Source organism: Coleofasciculus sp. C1-SOL-03, from assembly GCF_040220555.1.
Classification (GTDB): Bacteria; Cyanobacteriota; Cyanobacteriia; order Cyanobacteriales; family Coleofasciculaceae; genus Coleofasciculus.
The window spans coordinates 20,841-45,235 of record NZ_JAVJUO010000249.1; the positions used below are offsets into that span (position 1 = coordinate 20,841).

A 24,395-nucleotide genomic window follows, 5' to 3' on the forward strand; every position below is an offset into this window, starting at 1 on the left:
TAAAATGTATCAATTCAGTCAATTTCCAGAAAATCCATCGGATCTTCCTTTCGCGGATCGATAAGGACTGGCTCTCCCTGTTCTGGCTCCACCACCGGAGCGCCCCGTCTTCGCACCACTTCCCTCAGTTGACCCGTTTTATCAGAAAAAACAGCGTACTTATTATTTTTGCCGCCATTACATTGACCGCAAGCATATAAATAATTTTCCCAGACAAAAACAGCTTCAGGATATAGATCCTTGGGTTTAATATGCTCCACTTCATCAGCGACAGAATCTTCACAGTAACCACAGCGACAAGCACCACAACACATTTGGGTTAAAGTTTGACGCACTTGGCGAAAGGTAGGATTTGTTAGTTTGTTACGTCTGGCAAATGCTTTTTTTCCCTGAGCCACTCTTTCGGCGTAATCTTCTAAACCGTTAATTTCGTTTTGCCATACATTTAATTGGTTTTGAGCATTTTTAGGTAAATTTTGATGTGGAAGCCTTATCATTGTTGTGACACTTCAGATTATGGCTAATTTATTCATTCGGAGTATCTATCGCACTGTATTGGACTGACACAGCTACAATTGTGGAATAGATTTGACCATTGAATCGGGCGCAAAGCTTTGCGCCCCTACGGTTTTTGGATGTGAGCGTCATTCATCCAATTTAGGTGTACCACGCTCATGTTATCGTAAAACATGCTCCTATAAATTATATTTTTATAGTTTTTTTCTATCCAATGATCATCTCATTAGCAGACTTTATGGGGTGAAGTTGGCATCATTGTCCGCAGTTTTTCTTGTTCATTTCGCTCATCTTCACTGAGTTGTTCACGCAGTTCCTTCCGATTCAATTCAGCCAACCGTTTTAACCGATTTTTTGATTCGTCTGATCGGGTCACATCTGTACCAAATGCTTCTGTACCATAAGCATCTAAGACATTACCATAAAGTAAGCGATCTAAATCTTTCCCCGTTACCATACCCCCGGATTCATTACTACCTGGTTTAGGTAAACGCCAGACTGTTCCCACGGTTGCGGCTTGGCAAATTAAGGGACTATGGGTTGTGACAATAAATTGAAGATTGGGAAAATGTTCTCGAAACCAAATCCCGACTCGTCGTTGCCAGGTAGGATGAAGATGAGCATCAATAAGCGAACTGGTAATAAGTAATTTACCATACGTCTACCTTGTCCAGAAAATTTATCAAAATCACTGTCATAGGATAAGTCAAGCCGGATAGTTCCTTTTTTTTGCTCTTGAGTCAACCAATCATTCCAGTTTTGCCGCAGGGCAACGGCTTCAGTCGGTCCTACCAGTGCTAGAGCAACAGAACGTAATAAGGATGATTTGCCTGAGCCATTATCACCAATAACTACGTGCCATCCCGCACACTGTTCTAAACTTATCTCCCAAGATAAGTTTTTAATTGAGCGAATATTAATTATTTCAATTTCATTAATATACATAATCCCTTCATTGAGTTTTTTGTCGGATAAGTATCTTTCCCACCAAAGCCAATAGTGCAGGAACTGAGATCTACAGTAGCTGATGCGATCGCGCCTTTCCACCAATCCCCCAAAACCCTCTGCGAACCTCTGCGCTTCCCTCTGCGAACCTCTGCGTTAAAAACATTCACTCTGGGAAAGAATCCAACAGCACAGATATCCCTCGCACACCCACCACCGCCACCAAACAGCCCATCACCACCAGGCTTAAACCTCGTAAACTAACCTGTAGCGATCGCAGTCGTTGTTCTAACTCACTATCATAATGTTGGGCTAAGGTTTCCAGGGTTCTATCCAATGTTCCGCTTTCTTCCCCAGTACTAACGAAGCCTGGACTAAAACTCTTATTCAGTCGTCTAAAGACGACTTTCGCTTTAAGCCTTGGGTTTAAACCCAAGGCGGTTGGTGAGACTGAATCACACGAAGCGGTTGGTGAGACTCATTACCATTATATTTTTCACAAATTACCATAATATTCGATAAATATTGGTCAGTCTTGTACTGAATCACACGAAGCGGTTGGTGAGACTCATTACCATTATATTTTTCACAAATTACCATAATATTCGATAAATATTGGTCAGTCTTGTACTGAATCACACGAAGTCCCGCCTGTTCGATTTCTTGCAGCAGTTCAGGGATTTCAAACTTATGCTGTCTCCAAATCCTAATCTCTTCCCCGGCTGCGATTTCAATCGGCTTATCTTCTGCCATTATCCGGAAATTTATCCGATAGTTCCAATTAAATTTAATCGTCGCCACAATACTATCAGTTTTAGGGTCATACTTTCGCACCAGTTTACAATCCTCAGCTTGAATTCCCAGTGCATTTTTCACCCAAGCATAGATTTGATCCACATGATACTTTAATCCCCCTCTCACCGTTCCATCCCATTGCGAGTTAGAACCAATTTCGTTGGTGAAGATGAGGACATCGTGCTTTCCCATGCTATCTTTAAAATTTTGCAGGACGGCAGTTCTATTGTGATGATTGCCCATGGTTACGCCTAAATGTAATATGATTTGGGCGGTATCATCAGTTTTTAGGTTAACCTGATGGTTTAATAAGGTTTGGGATAATGAATGTTTTTCGATGTCAATTGTGTCGCTGATAAACTCGATGTGAGGAAACCACTTTTTTATATTTTTCTGGGATAGTTGGAGTAAGTCTTCGCTAATGTCTAAGGCGATATATCGAGTAATTTTGCCGAAGCGATGCAGCCGACGGATAAATTGTTTGACGGGATAGGAATTGCCCGCACCGACATCGATGAGATTAACGGTTTTGACGGCTGAGATTTTGTGGGTGATGAGTTCAAAATTATCATTTAACAGGGCAATTTCCCGATTAACGGGGCGATACCAGCGCGGACGTAGATAGTTGAGATAAAATTTATCCCAGATGTTTGCGCCTTGACCTTTGTAAGAATATTTGAGGCTAATTTCGCGTCGGGTGGTTAAGGTTTGAATGATGTCTAAGATTTCGGTGTCTGAGAAAATGGAGTAAAATTCAGCACTGGGCTGGGCTATGTGAAGGATAGGATTTTGCTGAGATTTAGACATTGATGTTTTCCGGGTTCGTAGTAAGCACTTTAGTGCATCAAGGTTACATCTTGCACCATTAAATAGCAAGCAAAATTTCAACAATACGTAGGGTGCGTTAGCGAAGCGTAACGCACCCTTATTTTGAATTAAGGGCTGAAGCCCTTACTACGAACTAATTCAATTTGGGTTTGGAGGTGGTGAGGCAAAGGTTTATGGCGCTAAAGCGCAACTACGAACTTATTCAATTTGGGGTTGGCGATGGGACGTTGATGGCGCTAAAGCGCAACTACAAGCGCAACTACAAACTAAATTCGCTGGTGGATTTCCTCCAAGAGTTGCTGCGCGGTGGCTTGCAGTTTACCACGATTATAAGCTTGGAATGTTTCCAGGGCGGCACGGGTGAGGGTTTCGGCTTGGTTTAAGGGTTCCAAAATATGCGATGTCTCGTCTCTATATTCGGTGCATCCTGTCCATTTTATCGGGTTAATTCGTAAGTAAGCGCGGGCGATATCCAGGGTTTCTTCCGCACTATCAACGGTTTGTCCGAGTTGGCGGAAGTGGGTTAAGCCGAGGGTGTAGTTGGTTTGAAATTGGCTGATTTGTTCCGATAAATTAGAATCGTCCGCCGGGAGTTGATGGAAGCGTTCAGCGTAGGCGAGGGCGAGGGCAATATAATCATACCCCAGGTTCTTTTTGTAGTCGTTTTTAGTATTAATTTGTATGGCTTGGCGTATGTTTTCTTCCGCTTGGCGGAGGAGGGTGAGGGCGGCGGTTGTGTCGGGGGTATTTTGGGCGAGGAGGCGTTGGGTTTTGCCAATGTGTCTGTAACTTCTAGCCGTGCGTTCATTGTCACCGATTTGCTGGTATAAATCACGGCTTTGTTGGTGATGGGCGATCGCATCTTCATATTTCCCCCAATCCTGATAGATTTTACCGAACTGATAGTAGGCATCAGCGATATTAGTTTGGTTATCAAGCTGCTTGCAAATAACTACATTATTCTGTTAATAATCAATCGCTTTTTGATACTATCCCTAGGTGCGATAGAAACAGCCAGCTATTACCACGACTAAGTAATATCCGTCTGTTTATTCAAATTCTCATAGAGTTCACAGCTTTGTTGGTAATGTGCGATCGCGTCTTCATATTTGCGCCAATCCTGATAGATTTGACCCAACTGATAGTAGGCTAAAGCGATATCTGATGGGTTGTCTAGCTGCTGGCGAATCGCTAAACACTTTTGTTGACACTCAATCGCTTTTTCATATTGTCTCCAGTCTTGATAGTAATCAGCTAACCACTTCCACTGATTAGCAACATACTTATGTTTTCCTAATTGCTCATTGAGTTCAATGCTTTGTTTGTAATGTGCGATCGCCTCTTTATATTTGCCCCAATTCTGATAGAGCCAACCAAGCTCATAGTAGACATTCGCGGCATTGGTTTTGTCATTGAGCTGTTGGCTAAGTGCTAAACAATTTTGTTGACACTCGATTGCTTTTTCATACTGTCCCCAGTCTTGATAGCAATCAGCTAACCAGTACCACTGGCTAATGACATCCTGTTGTTTTCCTAATTGTTCATCGATTGCACGGCTTTGTTGGTAATAATCTATTGCTTGTTCATATTTTTGCCAATCTTGATAGGTTCTTCCGATGTGATAAAGAGCGAGGGATTCATCTCTTGGTTTATCAATCTCTCTGACCTTCGTCAACATTCGCTCAAAGCAGTCAATTGCCCGTTCATAATTTTTCTTTAATTGATAACAAACGCCCAAATCCATCCAGAACATTGACAAAGCTATTGACTCAATATATGGCTCTAACTTTTCAAAACAGGCTTGATACGTATCAATCGCTTGGTCAAATTTATTCTCTTCCTGATAAGCCGCAGCCAGTGACCAATCGATATAAGCCTGAATCCCACTGTTATTTTGCTCAGTTATCTCCTCTAAAAGAGGAATCGCTTTCTTATAATCATCGCTTCGCAAGTAAGACATCGCGGTGAGAAAGGTTAATCCCATTAACTTACCACTCTGATTTTGTTGCGTCACCTCCAAGGCTGGAGTCATTTCTTCCCCCAACTCCACTACTAAATCCTTAATCGAACAAAACAGTGTCGGTTCTAACTGCTTAACAATCTCCGTCACACAATCTACTAATCCCGCACCCGATTCACCACAAGCCACATATAAAATAGCCGATTGTGCTTTCACTCGTTGTTCCGCCAATTCCTGAGCCTCCTCAACGGCTTGACGCAAATAACGAATGACTTCCCCTTTCTGACTAAATCGTTCAATTTGCCGTAGCAATCTCAATATCTGTTTAATCGTTTCATGCTCAAACTCCTCATCCAATCCCAAATAAGTTACACCTAACTTTTCAATCACCTTTGAGCGAATCCGGCTATTCACCTCAACTTCAGCCACAACCTGACCCGCAAATAGCAATTCCTTCAATACCGATGCAGATTCACGCGGGTAAATTGTCCCATTTTCCGCCAAAACTGACCACCGTAAAATCGGCTCACTCGATGAATGATTTTTAACTTGAATCTCTCCCTCTCCCAGAACAGGTTGATACTCGTCCAACCCCTTAAACAACCGTTCTACTAACCGACTCACCCGCTTAGGACTATGAATTCCCAAATACCCCAACGCTAATAAAATCGGTTCTTGCCAACGCGGATCATCCTGGTGTTTCTGGATAATTTCCAGAATCTCACTCACGTCATTATCAGCAATATACCGCGCCGCAAAATACTCCTCAAAGGTTAAATGCATAAACCCATAAACATTGGGCGCACGTTCCACAAATAATCCCGTAGTTTCCCGTACCCGCCGCAAAAACTCCTGTACGGCTTTTTTCACACTATCCGCTTCCGCATCTTCATCATTTAACTCTGCCAATTTTTCCCCTAACTGGGCTTCCGCTTCCGCTTGGGTAATTAACCCCGATGGTTTCTCTTCATGCATCCAATACGCCAGGGGTGCTAATAGTTCAATGACCTCACTTTCCCGCAACACCACCTGCGGCGCATCGGGTAAATTCTTACTCAATTGCCAATCTTCAATCAACGTCTTCACCGCCAATGCATACAGTTCCACCCGCCGATTCGGGAGGCGCGACCCATTGCGATGAATTAATGCCAAAATGGTTAATAATAGGGGATTTCCGGTGAGGCGTTTGACCCCTTCATTCCCTTGAATTGCCTCTAACAGTTCCTCAGCTTCTTTCTCGGCGTCTCGTCGCCAAACCTCCTCCGTTTCATCGGGTTTCTGTGCCTTTTCAATCGCCAAACACCAGCAACCCAGGAATCGCTCCACCTGCTCAAATTCCATCTGAGTAATGGTAAACTGGGTAAAGCGACTGCCTAATTTCACATCCTGATAGCCAGCAATCCGGCTAGTAATCACATACTTGTTATCGGGATAATCGGTAACAAACGCCTCAATTTGTTTAACAATTTGCTGACGGCTAGTCTGATTAAATACCTCATCCAAACCATCCAGCAGCACCAAACATTCACCCTGACGCATCTTGTCACACAGCAATTCGGTGATATTTGTATTGTGGGAATGGGGTTGACCTAACCCCCCCAGCCCCCCTTCCGTGCCAGGGAAGGGGGGAGTAAGATTCCCGTGTCCAGATTCTTGAAGTTCCTCCTTTTTGAAGGGGGGTGCAGGGGGGAGTTCATTTCCATCAGGTTGAACTTGTCCAGATTCTTGAAGTTCCTCCTTTTTGAAGGGGGGTGCAGGGGGGATCTCATTTCCATCAGATTGAACTTGTCCAGATTCTTGAAGTTCCCCCCTTTTGAAGGGGGGCGGAGGGGGGATCTCATCGGAGAGACAAGCAGAATCATCGGGAGTAATATTCGCCCTTTGAACATTCTCCCCCTCATCTGGCAAATTCCCAACATCCGCTTCCCACTGCTGATAAAATTCTTCCAGAAACGCCAACAAACTCAACTCTGGCTGTTTCACCAACCGTTCCGCATAATCCGCAACTCGTAAAAACACCGGGAAACGAGTATTCCCCAATGATTCAGGATGGGTGGCTGAAGATTGGGAAAATTCGTCCTTATTTCCTGCATTCCCAGACGTACCATGGTACGTCTCTACATTTTCCACCAAAACCCTCTCCTTCCCATCCCGTTGCGCCATAGCAAAATGCAGCGCCAGATATCGCAAAAGTGTGGTTTTTCCCGCCCCCGGATCACCTAAAATCACACTATAGTGACACCTCCCCACCGCCTCCGCCAAATCCACCTTATGCGTCACCGTCTTTGTACTCATTTCCGACGGCGCAAACTCCATCCCTCTGCGAACCTCTGCGCCAACCTCTGCGTACCTCTGCGTTTCAAAACCTAACTTCCCCCCTCCTTTCATTTCCGTCACCTGCTGCTGACGTTCCCCCCGCAGGGACACATAAACTTGGTCTAAAAAAATATCAACCTGGCGCTGTACTTGCATCACGCCACTCATTTTCAGATAGGAATTCTCGGCAATTAAACTCTCTAAATAGGGATAAAGTAGCGGATTCAACGGCGGACGAGTGGTAAACTTCACCACCTTCTCCCGCCAATCCCAAAAATCCGGCGCATAACCGCGAAACGTCTCGATAAAATCCCGCTTATTCAGCCAAAATATCAGGACAATCTCCCGTGAAAACAGCGCCTCTCGCCCCAGATTCAACCGTTTCAGTTCCTTCAGTATCCGGGGGCGAGGTAACTGTTCAATCCCAAACGCCATGATAACTGGACGTTTGGAGTCGTCTTTGGCGTCTGGGTTAATGGGGATTCTCTTGTCTAAAGCGTAGAGAAACGCAATCAGCGACTCTTGACTATAAAAGAAGTTCTCAATCTGGAATTCATCGGGGTTGAGGACGGATTTTAATTGTTCGACGACGGGATGATTGGGGGCGCTTTCGGGGGCGATGGCAAAGACAATGGTTGTCCCGTCAGACAATTCTAGGGTGGTGGCTAAATCGTCTAAGGTTTCCTGGTCAGGTTGATTTAGATTGTTGATGTCGATTGCCATGGTCAATCCGTCCTGATGCTTAGTCTGATTGTAGATGATTTTGGGAAATCGGGTGTAAGGGTGTTATGTTTTTTTAACGCAGAGGGGTGCAGAGGGATTGAACGGATTGGGAAATAATGGGAAGATTATGAATAGATTTGTAATTCGATTTACAGCAGTTTGCTCTGCTATGCGGTACATTTTCGATCCCCCTAAATCCCCCATGGAACAAAAAGCGAAGCATCCTTTGGTCTCCCCCTTTTTAAGGGGGACGGAAGGGGGATCTAAAAGGGGGACTTTGATCTACTGTACTTTATTACAGCGCAAAGCGCTGTATCTGTTTTTGTGCGATGTTTTATCGGATGTAGGGGCGGGTTTAGACGCTTAATTTTTGAATTACTGATAACGTTTCAACAAAACCCGCCCTGACCTTAACCTTAATGCGATATTAGGTTGGGAAAAGGCAAGGAAACCCAACCAAATCCCTGATGATAAACGGGTAGGCGCACGTCGGTGATAGGGCGCACGTCTGTGCGCCCCTACGTAAGGGGTTTGCGGTTGGATTAAAAATGAGGTCATCCGAGATTTTATATGATGACATTTCAAGATGTTGGTGGATTACGGCGGATATTGAATTGAATGGTTATTTCCTCAATTTAACACCGCATAACCCACCCTACAATTATTTTGAATTTAACTTTAATATTTTTAAGTCTTATGCCTTAGCAGAGTCTGGTAAACTTAGCTGTCCCATGAATCTCTTTCAGCCTGGATATCACGATTAATTTCTTGAGCTGTTCTAGATGGATGTTTGCTCCGGGCTTGTTCAATCCATTCCAGAACATTTTGACGCATTAGCTTGGGTGGATTGGGTAGAATGACAATTACCTCAACGGTTTGTCCTACCGCCTTGGGAATTTCATCAGATGGTAAGGTTATCTCAATTTTATTTCCGGGTAAAACCTGGGTTTCAATCCTTAATGCTGATTGCATGAGTTAGTCTCCTGATCAAGGTTTATGTTTTATCCGTTAGAGGTTTGGTGGGTTACGGCGGATATCGAATTAGATGGTTGTCTCCTCAATTTAACACCGCCTAACTCACGATGGCGGACTTAACCAGCTAAAATTGTGGAATAGATTTGACGTTTAACCCTGAATTTCGACAGGCTCAATTGCCGCGAAGTCGAAGGGTTAAACCGGGCGCAAGCCTTGCGCCCCTACAATGCTAATCCACCAATTAAGGTGTGCCACGCCACTACGATATCGGTGGGTTACGGCGGATATTGAATTAGATGGTTGTCTCCTCAATTTAACACCGCCTAACCCACCCTACGAATAACAAAGGACAAATGACGAATAACAAAGAACGAATGACGAATGACGAATGACAAATGACAAATAACGAAGGACGAATGACAAATTACCCTTGAGTTGCTTGCCATCGCTGTAAGTCTTCAATCAATATCGGATTTACGTCAAACCAAGGATTCTGGTTTTTATCGTAATAGCCTAAAACAAATTTATTTTGCAAGAGTTCATCGCTAATTACAAATTCTCCTTTATTCGGCAAGGTATGGGTTTTTGTGGTTAATCGTCCGGTTCGGTGAATTGCGGCTAATTCCGGGAACTGATAATCACTAATTGTATAGGCTTGTCGTTCTTCTTTTACCGCTTGTTCAGCAATAGCTTGATCCACAGAGGTAGCTTTCTGTTTCACCGCGACTTGACAGGCTGTCCGCCCTAAACGAATTAAATCTCGCATTACGCCTCCGCTTTTTTTACACAAGAGTTCTAATGCTTCTGGGGTAAACAAATCTTGAGTGTTGTAGTTCGTTAATCGCGCTAATCGTTTGTTAATAACCTGTTTCAATATCTGTCGCCCCATCTGATCTGGCTGGGTGGTGGGACATAAGTTGGCGTCACATTCAAATACGGGAATATTCGCCAAGTCTAAACAGTCTTGAAATCGCTGCATCGGTTGGCGAAAACTGGGAGAATACCGCAGGGAAATGGGTATGGTGTAGATGATATGACAATTCAGTTCTGTCAGCAGGGGACTGGCAAACATTTCTAAGGCGGTCATCTGATCATGGCGGTCTAATCCATCGACAATGACTATTTGGGCGGGGCGGGTTTAGTGACATTAGGGCGGAAAAAAAACGAGAGTTGTGAAACCCGCCCCTACATCATCATGGATTATTCATCTTCCCCTGATCCCAGAGGCGCCATGGCATGTCTGGAACATTCCCCTAATACAATTGTTTGATACAATTTTATGTTGCCCTGGTTAAACCCCTCCATACCTATGCCCCTTACGGTTGTCACCCTGAAGCAAATCGAAACTCAACTGGATTTAATTATCACCCGCCCACCTTCGGGATTGTTCCTGAAAGGGAGTCTCCAGGTTCCCGGTGATAAGTCTATCTCCCACCGTGCTTTGATGTTGGGTGCGATCGCGCAAGGGGAAACCCGCATCCAGGGACTCCTACTGGGGGATGATCCGCGCAGTACCGCCATTTGTTTCCAAGGGATGGGGGCGACTATCTCTCAACTGAACGCCGACGAGGTTATCGTTAAGGGCGTGGGTGTGGGAGAATTGCAAGAACCCCTGGATATCTTAAATGCGGGCAACTCTGGGACGACTCTGCGGCTGATGCTGGGACTTTTAGCTTCCCACCCCGGACGCTTTTTTACGGTAACCGGAGATAAATCCTTGCGATCGCGCCCGATGTCTCGTGTGGTTCATCCGCTGCAACAAATGGGGGCGCAAATCTGGGGGCGGGGAAATGGTTCATTAGCGCCTCTGGCGATTCAGGGACAACAGCTTAAGCCAATTCATTACCATTCCCCGATCGCTTCTGCCCAAGTTAAATCCTGTATCCTGTTAGCGGGGTTAATGGCAGACGGGGAAACAACGGTAACAGAACCTGCGTTGTCTCGTGACCATAGTGAACGGATGCTTAAGGCGTTTGGTGCTAAAATCACCGTTGACCCAGACACCCACAGTGCTACAGTCACCGGTCTAGCGCAACTCCAGGGACAAACGGTGATTGTTCCCGGTGATATTAGTTCCGCCGCCTTTTGGTTAGTGGCTGGGGCGATTGTCCCGGATTCTGAGTTATTGATTGAAAATATTGGGGTTAATCCCACCCGCACGGGTGTTTTAGACGCCCTAGCGATGATGAATGCGGATATCCAGTTGGAGAATCAACGGGTAGTGGCGGGAGAACCGGTGGCGGATATCCGAGTTCGCTATAGCCGCCTCAACGCCTGTGAGATTGCTGGGGCTTTAATTCCCCGGCTAATTGATGAGATTCCCATTTTGGCAGTTGCGGCGGTTTTCGCCCAAGGAACCACCGTGATTCGCGACGCCGCCGAACTTCGGGTCAAAGAAAGCGATCGCCTCGCGGTTATGGCGTCTCAATTAAACCGGATGGGCGCAAAAATTACAGAACTCCCCGATGGGTTAGAAATCACCGGAAACACGCCGCTAACGGGTACAGAGGTTGACAGTCATACCGATCATCGGATCACCATGAGTCTGGCGATCGCCGCCCTCAACGCCCAAGGAATCACCACCATCCACGGTGCCGAAGCCGCAACCATTTCCTACCCTGACTTTACCACCACATTACAACGCCTGTGCAATCCAGACTCTCCGACATGATTGAGGAAATTTTGAGTGTGTAGGGGCGGGTTTAGGGACTTTCTTGTCGCGATGTGATAATAACGTTTGTACAAAACCCGCCCTGACCAATGTGCAGGGGCTGACTTTTCACGGGACGTCTGGAAACCTGCGAAAACCGGGGCGGGTTGAGTCACTTATGGGTTCAACCGAAAAAGTAGTGAAACCCATCTCTACACAATCAACCACCCCCTTACCCCATCACCCTGCTAACATCCGTCTAGCGAGGTAGTATGTCAAAATGTCGATGTAACAGAAAATCAGGTTATTGTTAATCGGTAAACAGGGTGTACTAGAATATCGTATTCAGCCTAAGTCAGGTTGGAGGGCAAAATCACCAATTTTTTGGCGGAGGCGTTATATTGTTAACTCTTGCATTCTACGTCGCTATCCTTTTCAACTACCCCACTGTAAAGACGGGTGGGGATTGCCGGAACTACTTCCGGTGAGGCAACTGTTGAATAGCCCCGAAGAGACTGCAATAGTTACGGACGTACAAATACTTCTCTAGTTTGTACCTCTCTAGGCTAAGCGTGGTCAGAGCGTTGGGTAAAGCCAAGACACCAAGCGTGCAGTTGGGCGAAGAGACTAAAACATTTATGGGTTATACCAAATGTCGAACACCAGAGTTCCAGTAGTAGATCCCAAAGGAAAACCATTAATGCCAACGACAACATCTCGCGCCCGTCGCTGGATGGAGCATCTTAAAGCAGTGGCTAAGTGGTCTGACTTGAGTGCGATGCCTGGAGTTAAGAGCAAAATGGACTACCGAAGAATGCTGAAAAGAGGTCGCAGGGCTAGAAGGATTAACCGCCAAGTTGCCTTCAACCTACGAAACCACAGGCAAGAACGGTTTAAAAATCGTCGTCAATCTAAATTACCCTCTAACATTCGAGCAAACTGTCAGCTAGAACTCAAAATTATATCACAATTATGCCAAATATTGCCCATCTCAACCATCGTGTACGAGAAAGTTAAAGTCAATGTTGACCTAACCAGTGGCAGAAAAAGCGCCAAGTCAGGCAAAGGGTTAGGTCAAAGAGCAATTAGTAAATGTAAGTTGATTGCTCGCCCAATGGGGTTGGTGGTTTCGGGGGTATTGTAGACGCGAAGCGGCTTCTCGAAGAGTACCCCACTCAACCACCCCTTCTGTCCCTTAGAGCCGTATAGACGGACGGGGTATCCCGAAGGTTTTGATGAACTAGACTTTGGCACAATTGGTCAAATAACTCCCCTAAAATAGTTTTTTTACTAAAAACGTTGGACTTATGCGCCCAAATAACCAGACATTGCGTCTACAACTGAACCACTACCGCTCCTATATTGCCATTTCCTGCGAGGATATGGAAGTTGGGTTTTGTACACCAGAATTTGCGGCGAAGATGGTGGAAATCTTTAATGAGTATGAACGACTCCATGAAGAAAGTGAAACCCTAAACAAAGCTATAAAATTAGCCTGTATCGATTTACTTAAACAGTCGGGGATTAGCATGAATCATCTCGACAGGCGTATCCAGGACTATCTGGACAAAGCTAAACGCCCCGAACATGGAACTCGGGCGATCGCGTTCTTACTCAGGGAACGACAACAAGCCCTGGATATCAGTAATCGAGAATTTGTGCGATTTTGTGCCTCTTACAAATTAGCACCGCAACAGCTCAAAGATATTTTCCAAGGTAAAGATATTCCCGATAGCCAGCTTAAGTCTCTATCCCGAATCCTGGGAAAATCTGTGGATGAGCTAATCGAAGTCCGGGATGGCTTCAGTGATAGCGAACTGAATCGATTGGCACGCATTTTGGGAACGTCCAATGAAGATTTGGCTCAGGTATTTAGTAGTTAAACATTGTTCATGGCTTGCTCAACACCATGTCCTAGAGCAAAGCGAAGGATCGGTCAGGGCGGGTTTTGCACAAACATTACCATCAATAGCGACCAGAAAATCCTTAAACCCGCCCCTACAAATCAGGTTCCCCGAAGCTGGTGAAGGGTCAAAACAGAAAGGCTATTAACGCATAATACCGGGAAGTACAACACCCACTTGATTGTTAAAAATTTCCATGTCCCGTTGATCATTTTCATCAAAACTGGCTTTAAAGTAGTCGGGAACTTGGGGCCACTGAGATGGATCATATTCCGTCTTATCATCACCCTGACGTTTGTTTACGAGTTGGGTAACAGCGAGTAACTCACCATCGCAACTTAAAACAGGCATACATAACAGACTGCATGTCCGATAATGAGTTTTGGCGTCGGTGCGACGGGCGATATCAGAATCGGGATGTTCGTAGAGGTCAAAGGGAATATTTAACGGTTGACCTGTTTGGGCGACTTTCCCAGAAAATCCCTCTCCTAAAGGAACTCGTGTTTCCATTAAAGAACCATCGGCTTGGGGAATTTTTGTCCATAATTCCTGAGTTGAGTAATCAATTAACCAGAGGGTGGTGCGATCCGCATGGGTGAGTTGTTTGGCGGCTTGCATCACCGTTTGGATAATCTCTTCAGCATTTCCACCACTACTGCTACTGACTAAACTAATCGCTTGATAGAGGGGATCGATCGCCTTGCGTTGTTCTTGAATGCTGCGGATTTGCCGATGGAACGCTTGGAAGCCTTGCAAAATGGGTAATGTGGCTGTCATGCGTTCATGCAGTTTCTGGGCATCGGCTTGGGTAAAGCCGTTGATTTCGATCTGTTCGGATAAGGTTCCCCCGGATTCATACGTAAACAGGAATTTGTTAAATGACCGAATAATGGCAATCACTTTCCCTTTCGAGTCTACAACCGGGAATAACAACATGTTTTCCACATTGTTAATCGCGTCGGGTTCTAACCCCATGTGGATTAACAGATCGTTCAGTTTACTGGGATTTTTACTAGCTTTGACTGAACGCGATTCGACCATTTTACTGGCGATTCCTAGGGTGGCAGATACCCGAATTTCTTGAGCATTTAGGGTTCTGGGATTCCAGACTAATGACCAAAAGATGCTTTGTTCGGCATCCAGGAGAAAAATGGTCGTCTGTTCAGCGCCCAAGAGTTTGTTAATCGAGTTGGTGACAAAACTCAACGTATAATACAGCGCATTGTAGAGCGCTTCGTCACTCTGATCGGCAACGGAATTGCTGAGAATTGCCAGAGTGTTATAAACCGATTCTTTTGGCTCAATTTGAGCAAGCTGTTTTAATGTTTCATGAGTCTTGACGAATTGCAGGATAACACCCACTCGTTCGTTAAAGACTTGCATGGACTGGCGGTCATTTTTATCAAAACTCGCCTTGAAGTAACTGGGAACGTGGGGCCACTCATCTCGGTTATACTCTGGATGATCTCCAGGTTTGCGCTTGTTGATTAGTTGGGTGACGCCCAATAATTCCCCATCTGGACTGACGACGGGCATACACAGGAGGCTACAGGTGCGGTAGCGGGTTTGGGCATCGGTTTTTTTGGCATTTTCCGCACTAGGGTGGTCATAGAGATCGAAGGGGATAATCATTGGTTTGCGGGTTTGCGCCACTTGACCTGCAAAGCCAACCCCAATCTCGCAACGTACCTCTCCTTTCCCTGGAAGTTCCGTCCACAAGTCGCCGCGATCGCGATCCACTAACCATAAGGTACTGCGATCGGCGTTCAGCAGCTTCTTGGCGGTGTTCATCACCCGTTGCAAAATTGCCTTGGTATCTAAGTTAATCTGATCCAAGGATCGGGTAGCTTCAGCTAAGGCGGCTGTCGCCCGCAGCTTCTTCATCACCTTGTAACAGGATTGGCAACTTTCCAGAATCCGCCGCACCGGAACCACACATTTTGCCAACCGTTCTAAGTCTAGGGTGGTGAATCCTTTGGGACGCTGATTAGATTGCCCATTAGTGGGTAACTTATTTAAGAGCTGAATGACGGCAATGACTTCTTTATTTTCACTTAAGATGGGAAACGCCAAGATGTTTTCAGTGCGGTAATTATATTTTTTGTCAAATTCCTTAACCAGCGCCGCCCGGGGATCATCATAAACGTTGTCGGCAATATGGATGACTTTTTTATCCTGAGCCACATGACCGGCAATCCCTTCCCCGACTCGCACTTGAATATCCAGGAATTCACCTTCTTCATTCTCCGCCACCAATGACCAGAGTTCTGTCTTCTCGTCATTGAGTAAGAAAATGGTGGCGCGATCCGCACCCAGTAATTCGCCGACTTTCGAGGTCACATCGCGCAGCACCTCATAAAGGGCTTGTGCTGAACCTTCATCCTCGGATTCTGTGTCGGCTTTGGATAAGATTTCTACCTGGGAAACCAGGAGTTTCCGTTCTAATTCAGCTAAGGCTTTGAGAAATTCCGAGTCACCGGGTTCTATATCGGCTTGGATCGTTTTTATTGCTTGATTGACCCAGTCTTGGTTAAAGACCGATTCATAGATGCGATTGTGAATCCTAACTTTCCCTTGATGCTTGAGGACTAACCCCATCATCCGCAGTTCCTTCTGTTCGGAACTGTCATTGGCGATCGCTTCTCCCTGTTGGAGGATGCGCTGATACACCTGCAACAGCTTCAGACTTCGGTGTTTGCGTCTGAGTAAGCGATCCCGGATCGTCTGCAAATGCATCAGTTCCGGTTGTTCTTCCCAATTCTCAATCCAGTGCGATCGCACTAAGTTTTCCACCCATTGCGCTTCGGTTCCTTTCGTGGGTGAATCAGGGGCTTGGGCGATTAAGCGACAAAGCTGCTGGGTGAGGAAGGGTTGTCCCCCTGTCCATTTCAACACCTCAACCAGCAATCGTTTATAGTTTTGTGATTTAGCTTTTAATCCTCTGGCAATTTGTAATCCGTTACTCGCACTTTCGGGATAATGGGACTGTTCAGATAAATTAGAAATCATAGTGCAACCTGGTGTAAACGCCTTGGCAGCTTGCCGTTTCTCGCTAGTCGGGTGGTGATTGGGGGTCAGAAGCCGTGATGTCAATCCATGGGGACTATCTCAGATGCTACCTCACCGATGGCTTAAATTAGACTCTATCGATCTCAAGTCTCTAAGACAAATAGTATTGACAATAATACTAAATTATGGTTGCTTCTGAATAGACTTCACCCTATCGGTGGGAATTTGGGGAGTTAACTCAGCATTTGGTCAGGGCGAGTTTTGCCCAAACGTGATCATCAACAGCGATAAGAGGTTATCGGTCTAAAGCGGGACATTTTGGTTAGGAAAGGGAACAGGGAACAGGGAACAGGGAACAAATTTGTCCCAGCTTGGGTTGGTAGCCGATAAGAAAGTCGCTAAACCCGCCCCTACACACTCAACCCTTATCCAGTCACCCAGTCAATTACAGGACCTTTGGGAACAATGCGAGTGGGATTAATATGGGGATGACTCCTGTAATAGTGTTGCTTGATCTGATCAAGGTTACAGGTATCGCTAACGCCCGGTTGCTGGTAGAGATCTTTGAGATACTTTCCCAGATGGGGATAATCACTAATTCTACGCAAGTTGCACTTAAAATGCACGTAGTAAACGGGGTCAAAGCGAAACAGGGTGGTAAACATACACCAATCCGCTTCCGTGATCCGATCGCCACACAGGTAAGGCTGCTTGGATAGAATCGCTTCCCAAGAATCTAGCGCCTCAAATAGCTCAGTTACCGCCTCCTCATAAGCCGTCTGAGTTGTGGCGAACCCAGCGCGGTAGACACCATTGTTGATCGGTTGGTAAATCGCGTCAATCGTGCGATCAACGTCTGCTTGCAGATCATCGGGACAAAAGTTCACCTGAGACTGGGCGATCGCCTCAAACTCCCGATCGAACATACGGATAATCTCACGGGACTCATTATTGGCGATCGTATTCGTTTGTTTATCCCAAAGCACAGGAACCGTCACTCGCCCGGTACAGTTCGGGTCAGCTTTGAGATAAACCTCTCGCAGATAACGACTTCCATGAACCGTGTCCGGGATACAACCGGGAGCATCAGAAAATTCCCATCCCTCCTCATCCATAAACGGGTCAACAATGGACAGACTAATCGCCTCCTCCAACCCCTTCAATTTCCGCATAATCAGTGTGCGGTGCGCCCAAGGACAAGCCAGAGAGACATAGAGATGGTAGCGTCCCGACTCCGCTTTAAACCCCGTAGAACCATCCGCACTCACCCAGTTACGAAATTTGGTCGGATTTCGCTTAAATCGTCCCTGAGGATCTTGCTGGTAAGGTTCCTTCGTCCATTGTCCATTCACCAGCATTCCAGTTGCCATATTTTCTCCCTATTCCCAATGCCTTTAATTGTCAATTATCCCTATTTTCGGTTTCTCAATTCTCTATACTGATCATTTTCTTTATATTCTTCAGAAAAATTAATATTTATTCATAAAGACCTCCTTCGTCCTTGGTTATTCTCAAGAAAACCTGCAAATGACCAAAGACGAAGGATAAATTCAGCGTTACTCTCGGAGCCTGTCACTGTTGTCGGTTGGGTTCCGAGAACCTAGACGGAGCCTTCTTTGCGAGTAACCCAACGCCAGCAAGTTAGCCGGTTGGATTCCGCGATCGCAAGTACCCAACCGACTTGAACGTTTTGTGCAGTTATGCTCCAGACTCCCGTTACTCTTCCGTACTGAGGATTTGCGGCACTTTAAAAAAGTCCCCATCTTGATCTGGAGATTCTGCCAATAAAGCATCCCGCTCTGGATACCGTTGAAGTTGGTCAGGTCGGGTCACATTACTAACATCAATGGCTCTAGTCGTTGGCGGAACATTTTCTGTATCCAATTCACTAAGCTGTTGAAAGTATTCCAAAATGCTATTAAGCTGTGGCAAAAATTGCTCCTCTTCTTCAGGAGTCAACTCCAAACGTGCCAGATTAGCGACTTTGCGAACTTGTTCTAGGTCAATCATGCTTGTTGATTGTTGATTGTTGATTGTTGATTCTTTCCTAGTCAGTGACAAATGACGAATGACAAATGACAAATGACAAATGACGAATGACGAACCCTAAAAATAGATATCAATAGCTGAACGTCCGGTCGTTTTCAACCAGTTTTGCGCTTCCAAGTAGTTATTCGGAGCCAAACGAATCGCTCGTTTCCAATAATCGGCGGCTTGATCAAACAGCTTTTCTGCGGCTTCATCATTTCCCGCTTCCTTCTCCTTCTCCGCTTGGAAATGGTAAATAACAGCAATATTATTCAGCGCTTGAGGGAGACGGGGATTAGAGTCGAGGGCTTTGTGGTAATACTCTAATGCGGTCTCATGTTCACCATTGCTGGTGTAAATTAACCCCATATTGTACAGAATCAGGCTGCGGTCATAGGAATCTTCTTCTAACTCCAACGCTTGCTTGTAATTATCCAAAGCTTCAGCATATTCGCCATCTCCCTGAGCCGACATCCCATCTCGGTAATAGACGAACGCTTCTTTGGCTTTCTTGTTGGTGGGCAAAACCTTAAGAATGAGATCTGCCATTACCGTGAAGGTTTTGTCAACAAAGTTATCGTTACGCTGTGTACGTGGCATAGTTGCTTCCCAATTATCCCGGTTGTCAATTATCGTAACGTGTCTGGGATGCACTCGATCAGGGATTGTTTGTTGTCACCTGATGTGACTCAACCCACCATCATCTCCCCCTGCTCCCCCTGCTTCCCCTGCTTCCCCTGCTCCCCCTGCTTCCCCTGCTTCCCCTGCTCCCCCTGCTCCCCCTGCTTCCCCCATCTCCCCTATCCATGAATCGTCCCATCCGGCAAAATTGTCCCTTGGAGACTAGCACCCTCTAGGGTAAAATCATCTAGAACCGCCCCTGTCAGGTTAGCTTTGTCAAGATGAGCGCCTGCCAATCTAGCACCTTTGAGATTAGCGGCTTGGAGATTTGCGCCTGTAAGATTTGTCCATCTCAAATCTGTTCCCTCTAAATCAGCGCCGCTAAGATTTGCCCCAAACAGATAAGCACCACCCAAATGAGCCTGACTCAGGTTCACTCTTTCCAAGTCAGCTTGGTAGAGGTAAGCGCCAATCAACTCCGCTTCATGGAGATTCGTATCAGCAAGATTAGCTTGGTTAAGGTGAGCGCTCATGAGGCTGGCGTCACTGAGATTACTGCGTCTCAAATTGGCTTCATTGAGCATTGCGCCTTTTAAGTTTGCCTCTCTGAAGTCGGTACCAATCAGATTAGCATGACTCAAATTAACGTTCATCAACTTAGCGCCTCTCAGGTCAGCCCCGATTAAGTTAGCATGGCTTAAATCAGCATAGCTGAGTTCCGCTTGCATCAGATGAGCGCTGACTAAGGAAGCTTCGATGAGATTGGCGTCAATCATACAAGCCAAACTCAGATAAGCAAGGCTCAGGTTGGCTTTTGTCAGATTTGCCGTGATTAGATTTGCCGATTCTAACTGCGCCCCTTTTAGGTTAACCTGCTTCAGGTTAGCGCCTCTCAGGTTAGCGCCTTCGAGGTTAGCCTCGCTCAAATCAGGTTCTATTGTGTGATGCCGATTTCTCCATTTAATCCAACCTACTGCACCTTGCTGAAGTAATCTCAGATGCTCTAAATTTGCCATTCGCGTCTCCCGCTTTACCGTTCACTCTTGTCTATTGCTTCTTTCTATATGACAATTTCCTGTCTGATGCGGAACCTTTTCGTGTATATCATCCACTTAAGAACCGCTCTATCCTAAATTTTTAGACATTCACCTATTGTTCAATGGAAAGGAGCGGATGGCAAGGTGGCAGATACTGTTTCAGCTCGACAACACGGGTGATTAGGTTAGAGAGTTTATACCAAATCCGATGACAGGAACCTCCTTTTGCCATGGCGATTGAAATCGCGGCTACACAAACAAAGTCCGCCTACGCGGACTAAACTATAAAAAATTGACAACTTTGTAAAATATACGTTGAAGGGTTGAATTAAAATGACTCAATCTCTAGCCATTTCTCAAGCGATTACTAATATGGCTCAACTTCAGGAGCGGTTCACACTGAACCCAGCCGATAGTGATCTCTTTTTTCCGGAGTGGCACGATAATTTACCAGAGTTAACCGAAACAGAAGGGGCATTTCTGGACAAGATTAAGCGCCGATTTATGCGTCATAGAATGCAGGGGGAGTTGGCGGAAGCAACAGTTAATATGCTGATTGTTGCTCACCTGTTGGAGTTGGCAGGATTGTATGATGAGCCGTTTTTAATCACGAATGAGTATTCCGTAGAGGTTGTGCTTGAGGAGCGAGATGAAAAGCTACGGGGTCGAATTGATACATTAGTGTTTCAACGACAGTTTTGGAGTGCGGTAGTCGAATCAAAGAAGTCGATTTCCTTTGAAGCTGGAATTCCCCAAGCATTGGCTTATATGATGACAACTCCTCAGAGTGATAAACCGCTTTATGGGATGATCACCGATGGCGGGTTGTATATGTTTATTAAATTGGTGAACCAAGACCCAGCTATCTATGATTTTTCTGATGTCTTCTCTCTGTTGTTATTGCGACAGAATAAGCTTTATGATGTGCTACAGGTGTTAAAGCGATTGGCAAGTGTGCTGCAATAAAGTCAACCAACTATCTTTAGTGAAATCAGGTAAAATATATTTGATCAAACAATACTGTTTTACTGTCATTAGGAAATTAACCGATAAAAATGAAAAAAGAATTTAACCCTAGACAACCAAACCGTAACGTTTATTACGAGTTCTTGAATGAAGCATTGCAGACAATCAGATGCATAAAAGACAAAGACATCAAGGAGCAGCGACGACAAGGGGAACAACTATTGGACTCTAATTTAGACAAACTGGATGATAAGTTTTCTAAAATCTTGCGAAGTTGGGCAAAAGATGAGCTATTGACAACCAGCAACTCCAAACTGCCCACTGTATCCACTTTTCTTGTCACGGCGACTTCGACTTTGAACGCCCTCTGCTTTCTAAACTACATCTGGCTGATTGCCACATTTCCCCAAAAAATGACCCAGCTACTGCTTTCAGCAAATACCTTACTGTGTTAGAGCTATTTACCTTGGACCTCAGTCAATGTCGGCTCGTCACTCTATCTGCTTGCGAAACAGGATTAATCGGCTTTCCATCCGCCACGGATGAGTACATTGGCTTGAACTATGGATTTTTGGTTGCAGGTACTGCCAGCATTGTCTGTTCTCTGTGGACTGTGAATGAACTCTCTACAGCCTTGTTAATCATTCGGTTCTATCAGAGTTTAAAATCAGGCTCAACCGTTTCTGTTGCCCTCAACCAAGCCCAAACCTGGTTACGAAATGCGACAAAAGAACAATTACAAAACTGGGCGCAAAGCTTACCTATGAGTCAGGCAAAAGAAGAAGCGTTGTACGACTTTTTATGTACAATAGATTCTGGAAGTAAACCTTTTGAGTCCCCTTACTACTGGGCTGCATTTTGTGCCATCGGTCAATAACCCGTGAAAACTGACAGTATCTTCTATAACCTATTTCTGGCATTTCCCGGCATCTTCTTTGAGCTTATTAACCGTCCTCCCGAAGAAGCCGATAGCTATGAATTCACCTCCCGCGAAGTCAAACAATTATCCTTTCGCTTAGACGGTTTGTTTTTACCCAAAACCCGCGAACCTGACAAACCTTTCTACCTGGTTGAAGTTCAGTTCCAGCCGGATGCTGGCTTATACTACCGCATATTTGCCGAACTCTTCATCTTTTTAAGGCAATACCAGCCATCCCATCCTTGGCAAATTGTCGTCATCTATCCCAACCGCCGGATCGAACGAGAACAGACGTTACACTTTGGTAACCTCTTAGCCCTGAACCAGGTGAGACGAATTTACCTGGATGAACTAGGTGAAGCGGCTGAAGGTTCATTAGGGGTAGAAGTTGTTAAACTTGTAATTGAGCCGGAAGAGACAGCCGGACAATTGGCAAGACAGTTAATCGAAAAAGCACGGCAACAGCTAACAGATGAAACAATCCAACGTGAACTTATTAATCTGATTGAGACAATTATTGTATACAAGTTACCACAAAAGAGCCGCAAGGAGATTGCTGCCATGTTAAATTTAAGTGACTTAAAGCAAACCAGAGTTTATCAGGAAATTCTAGAGGAGTTTAAATTGGAAACCATACCGCGAATGGTCAAGTTTGGGTTGAGTGATGACGCGATCGCGCAGGTGTTAGATCTGCCACTAGAAGTCGTTCAGCAAACAGCACAGTCACAAGGAATTAAACCTATGTCATCAGACGAACGTAACGTTGCTGCGTTTATCGAACTGTTAACCAACCAGAGAACCCTCTTTACCCCTGAAGAACTCACAGAACTCGATCAGTTAATCGCCACTTTGCCTGATAATATTGAGCAACTATCAGAGGCGATTTCAACTTGGTGTAAACAGGATAAACGTGCTGAAATTCTCAAGATATGGCGTCAGGTTCGTCAAACTTTCTCTATTAGTGTAGGCGAGAAAGCACCTGGGAGCAAAGAAGGCAGAGTAAAACCTCCTAATTACGAACTGAACAAACAAGCTATCCTCAATGCCATTCAACAAAGTTCTGACTCAAAAGATTCTCAATCCTCCAATTCTAGTTCATGAAAGTTGCTAATCCAAAATTGAGCCTCTACGCTTTTCATCTGCGAAACAACTTAGCTCAAGGTGAAGATGAACCCGTCAATAACGCGAATATTTTATGGGAGGAATGTCAGCGAATTGGACAAAAACTTCATGTTCCTAGACTAGAATCCCTAATTGCGCGTCTTCAAGAAAGTAACGGTCAAATCGGTGTATCTTCCAATCAGGATAACTCAAGATATCTGGAATTATTACAACCTGAAAATACACTAAAGTTCTCTGCTATCCCTGAAGGGAGTACACTTCAACTTCGAGGCGAAGTCTATCCTCTACAAATTCATGATACCTATGCTGTTGATATTACCCTACGTTATCCCTATCCCCATGTAGACGTTCATCAATTGGAGGGTTTAAATCCTCAAGGTTGTCTGCTTCCTAGTCAAATTAAAGCCTCTTTGGGACAAACCCTGGTACTCTTTGCCCAGCCAGAAGGTCAAATCCACGATATTCAAGAGTTTGCCAATGATTGTTTAGCGGCGATTCTGCCTAAATGTCGGGGAATACTCAACAAACTTTACCACAATCTAAAACACAGAATCAATAAATCCCAATACAGAGAGCCTCTGTGGTCATAGATCTCCAGTAAGTAATCAAATGTCTGTCCGGCTTTACTGATTTCTAGAAAAAATGGGAAAGAAAATGAGCCTTTCCAATCGTCAAAAAATTGATTACTCTTTCCGCATATTTGTTCGAGGGTAACATAGAGCTGAGCAAGGTTTAACTCTTCGCCTTGTTGTCTTAGATACAGATAAAAGTCGATATAAAATCTATAATCATCGGCGATCGCAAGGCTATTTTTCCAAAGTTCATAATATTGACTGTCGTTCAGTCGGGAAAGTCTGTAATGGTTTTCCCTGAACTCAATATTGATTACTTTATCTTTTAGCGCGTTCATCTTATACCCCCTGGGAAATGTCAGTCGATGATTTGATGACAATGACTGGTGTTCTAGGTTTTGAGTTTCCATTCCTGGAATTGGATAGAGGAATTGCCATTGGTTCAGTAACTCAATCGGACGCACCTCTCCCAAATCCTTGGCTAAATCATGCACCAATTGATTAACTAA

At 45.1% G+C, this 24,395-nt stretch carries 23 protein-coding genes and 1 pseudogene; 8 read left to right on the forward strand and 16 right to left on the reverse strand.

What is annotated here, in order from left to right; genetic code table 11:
• Nucleotides 1-14: 14 nt before the first annotated feature.
• The 6 genes from RIE73_RS37130 to RIE73_RS37155 all read right to left on the reverse strand — a co-directional run bounded on the left by RIE73_RS37130 (nucleotide 15) and on the right by RIE73_RS37155 (nucleotide 3,476).
• Entirely contained in the window at nucleotides 15-497 is a 483-nt protein-coding gene (locus tag RIE73_RS37130; protein WP_446405940.1) for an HNH endonuclease, read from the reverse strand.
• 245 nt (nucleotides 498-742) lie between these two features.
• Nucleotides 743-1,159, reverse strand: coding sequence for an AAA family ATPase (locus RIE73_RS37135; RefSeq protein WP_446405978.1), 417 nt, complete (start codon nucleotides 1,157-1,159; stop codon nucleotides 743-745).
• On the reverse strand, nucleotides 1,042-1,461 hold the full coding sequence (locus tag RIE73_RS37140; RefSeq protein ID WP_446405941.1) for an AAA family ATPase: 420 nt from the start codon (nucleotides 1,459-1,461) through the stop codon (nucleotides 1,042-1,044). Before RIE73_RS37140 ends, RIE73_RS37135 begins: the two co-directional genes overlap by 118 nt.
• A 166-nt stretch (nucleotides 1,462-1,627) precedes the next feature.
• Nucleotides 1,628-1,897 carry a type II secretion system F family protein gene (locus RIE73_RS37145; RefSeq protein WP_446405942.1) on the reverse strand — a complete coding sequence of 90 codons (270 nt, stop codon included), beginning with the start codon at nucleotides 1,895-1,897 and terminating at the stop codon, nucleotides 1,628-1,630.
• Complete coding sequence (locus tag RIE73_RS37150; RefSeq protein WP_446405943.1) at nucleotides 1,888-3,063, reverse strand: L-histidine N(alpha)-methyltransferase; 1,176 nt, start codon at nucleotides 3,061-3,063, stop codon at nucleotides 1,888-1,890. The genes RIE73_RS37145 and RIE73_RS37150 overlap by 10 nt, the downstream gene beginning before the upstream one ends.
• Before the next feature lie 287 nt (nucleotides 3,064-3,350).
• Nucleotides 3,351-3,476: a hypothetical protein gene (locus RIE73_RS37155; RefSeq protein WP_446405944.1), complete on the reverse strand. Its 126-nt coding sequence runs from the start codon at nucleotides 3,474-3,476 to the stop codon at nucleotides 3,351-3,353.
• A gap of 204 nt (nucleotides 3,477-3,680) precedes the next feature.
• On the opposite strand from RIE73_RS37155, the gene RIE73_RS37160 reads away from it, so the two are divergent.
• Nucleotides 3,681-3,914: a hypothetical protein gene (locus tag RIE73_RS37160; protein ID WP_446405945.1), complete on the forward strand. Its 234-nt coding sequence runs from the start codon at nucleotides 3,681-3,683 to the stop codon at nucleotides 3,912-3,914.
• Here the strand turns inward: RIE73_RS37160 and RIE73_RS37165 are convergent.
• The 4 genes and pseudogenes from RIE73_RS37165 to RIE73_RS37180 form a co-directional block, all read right to left on the reverse strand.
• A pseudogene (locus RIE73_RS37165) lies at nucleotides 3,843-4,034 on the reverse strand (tetratricopeptide repeat protein); the annotation flags it as partial. The gene RIE73_RS37160 and the pseudogene RIE73_RS37165 sit on opposite strands and share 72 nt — an antisense overlap.
• Before the next feature lie 80 nt (nucleotides 4,035-4,114).
• Entirely contained in the window at nucleotides 4,115-8,083 is a 3,969-nt protein-coding gene (locus tag RIE73_RS37170; RefSeq protein ID WP_446405946.1) for a tetratricopeptide repeat protein, read from the reverse strand.
• Nucleotides 8,084-8,803: 720 nt separating this feature from the next.
• Nucleotides 8,804-9,055: a hypothetical protein gene (locus tag RIE73_RS37175; protein ID WP_446405947.1), complete on the reverse strand. Its 252-nt coding sequence runs from the start codon at nucleotides 9,053-9,055 to the stop codon at nucleotides 8,804-8,806.
• A gap of 427 nt (nucleotides 9,056-9,482) precedes the next feature.
• Nucleotides 9,483-10,145 (reverse strand): hypothetical protein, encoded by a 663-nt coding sequence (locus RIE73_RS37180; RefSeq protein ID WP_446405948.1) that lies wholly within the window; start codon nucleotides 10,143-10,145, stop codon nucleotides 9,483-9,485.
• A 222-nt stretch (nucleotides 10,146-10,367) separates the two neighbouring features.
• On the opposite strand from RIE73_RS37180, the gene aroA reads away from it, so the two are divergent.
• From aroA to RIE73_RS37195, 3 genes are all read left to right on the forward strand, one after another.
• On the forward strand, nucleotides 10,368-11,729 hold the full coding sequence (aroA, locus tag RIE73_RS37185; protein WP_446405949.1) for a 3-phosphoshikimate 1-carboxyvinyltransferase: 1,362 nt from the start codon (nucleotides 10,368-10,370) through the stop codon (nucleotides 11,727-11,729).
• A 679-nt stretch (nucleotides 11,730-12,408) separates the two neighbouring features.
• Nucleotides 12,409-12,852: an RRXRR domain-containing protein gene (locus RIE73_RS37190; RefSeq protein WP_446405950.1), complete on the forward strand. Its 444-nt coding sequence runs from the start codon at nucleotides 12,409-12,411 to the stop codon at nucleotides 12,850-12,852.
• Nucleotides 12,853-13,015: 163 nt separating this feature from the next.
• Complete coding sequence (locus RIE73_RS37195) at nucleotides 13,016-13,591, forward strand: hypothetical protein (protein WP_446405951.1); 576 nt, start codon at nucleotides 13,016-13,018, stop codon at nucleotides 13,589-13,591.
• A 165-nt stretch (nucleotides 13,592-13,756) separates the two neighbouring features.
• Here the strand turns inward: RIE73_RS37195 and RIE73_RS37200 are convergent, their stop codons facing one another.
• The 5 genes from RIE73_RS37200 to RIE73_RS37220 all read right to left on the reverse strand — a co-directional run bounded on the left by RIE73_RS37200 (nucleotide 13,757) and on the right by RIE73_RS37220 (nucleotide 20,286).
• Nucleotides 13,757-16,621, reverse strand: coding sequence for a GAF domain-containing protein (locus RIE73_RS37200; RefSeq protein ID WP_446405952.1), 2,865 nt, complete (start codon nucleotides 16,619-16,621; stop codon nucleotides 13,757-13,759).
• Between the two features lie 425 nt (nucleotides 16,622-17,046).
• A complete protein-coding gene (locus tag RIE73_RS37205) occupies nucleotides 17,047-17,991 on the reverse strand; it encodes a glutathione S-transferase family protein (protein ID WP_446405953.1) in 945 nt (314 codons plus the stop codon).
• 346 nt (nucleotides 17,992-18,337) lie between these two features.
• On the reverse strand, nucleotides 18,338-18,631 hold the full coding sequence (gatC, locus tag RIE73_RS37210) for an Asp-tRNA(Asn)/Glu-tRNA(Gln) amidotransferase subunit GatC (protein WP_446389156.1): 294 nt from the start codon (nucleotides 18,629-18,631) through the stop codon (nucleotides 18,338-18,340).
• A 96-nt stretch (nucleotides 18,632-18,727) separates the two neighbouring features.
• On the reverse strand, nucleotides 18,728-19,249 hold the full coding sequence (locus RIE73_RS37215) for a photosystem I assembly protein Ycf3 (RefSeq protein ID WP_446405954.1): 522 nt from the start codon (nucleotides 19,247-19,249) through the stop codon (nucleotides 18,728-18,730).
• A 200-nt stretch (nucleotides 19,250-19,449) separates the two neighbouring features.
• A complete protein-coding gene (locus RIE73_RS37220; protein ID WP_446405955.1) occupies nucleotides 19,450-20,286 on the reverse strand; it encodes a pentapeptide repeat-containing protein in 837 nt (278 codons plus the stop codon).
• Nucleotides 20,287-20,640: 354 nt separating this feature from the next.
• On the opposite strand from RIE73_RS37220, the gene RIE73_RS37225 reads away from it, so the two are divergent.
• The 4 genes from RIE73_RS37225 (at nucleotide 20,641) to RIE73_RS37240 (ending at nucleotide 23,904) form a co-directional block, all read left to right on the forward strand.
• Nucleotides 20,641-21,273 carry a type I restriction endonuclease subunit R gene (locus RIE73_RS37225; protein WP_446405956.1) on the forward strand — a complete coding sequence of 211 codons (633 nt, stop codon included), beginning with the start codon at nucleotides 20,641-20,643 and terminating at the stop codon, nucleotides 21,271-21,273.
• Nucleotides 21,274-21,598: 325 nt separating this feature from the next.
• On the forward strand, nucleotides 21,599-22,150 hold the full coding sequence (locus RIE73_RS37230; protein ID WP_446405979.1) for a CHAT domain-containing protein: 552 nt from the start codon (nucleotides 21,599-21,601) through the stop codon (nucleotides 22,148-22,150).
• A 3-nt stretch (nucleotides 22,151-22,153) separates the two neighbouring features.
• Nucleotides 22,154-23,293: an Rpn family recombination-promoting nuclease/putative transposase gene (locus RIE73_RS37235; protein ID WP_446405957.1), complete on the forward strand. Its 1,140-nt coding sequence runs from the start codon at nucleotides 22,154-22,156 to the stop codon at nucleotides 23,291-23,293.
• Nucleotides 23,290-23,904: a hypothetical protein gene (locus RIE73_RS37240; protein ID WP_446405958.1), complete on the forward strand. Its 615-nt coding sequence runs from the start codon at nucleotides 23,290-23,292 to the stop codon at nucleotides 23,902-23,904. The genes RIE73_RS37235 and RIE73_RS37240 overlap by 4 nt, the downstream gene beginning before the upstream one ends.
• On the opposite strand, the gene RIE73_RS37245 is transcribed toward RIE73_RS37240, so the two are convergent.
• The gene (locus RIE73_RS37245; protein ID WP_446405959.1) at nucleotides 23,844-24,380 is read right to left on the reverse strand and encodes a hypothetical protein; all 537 of its coding nucleotides are present in this window, start codon (nucleotides 24,378-24,380) and stop codon (nucleotides 23,844-23,846) included. The genes RIE73_RS37240 and RIE73_RS37245 overlap by 61 nt on opposite strands.
• Between the last annotated feature and the right edge of the window lie 15 nt (nucleotides 24,381-24,395).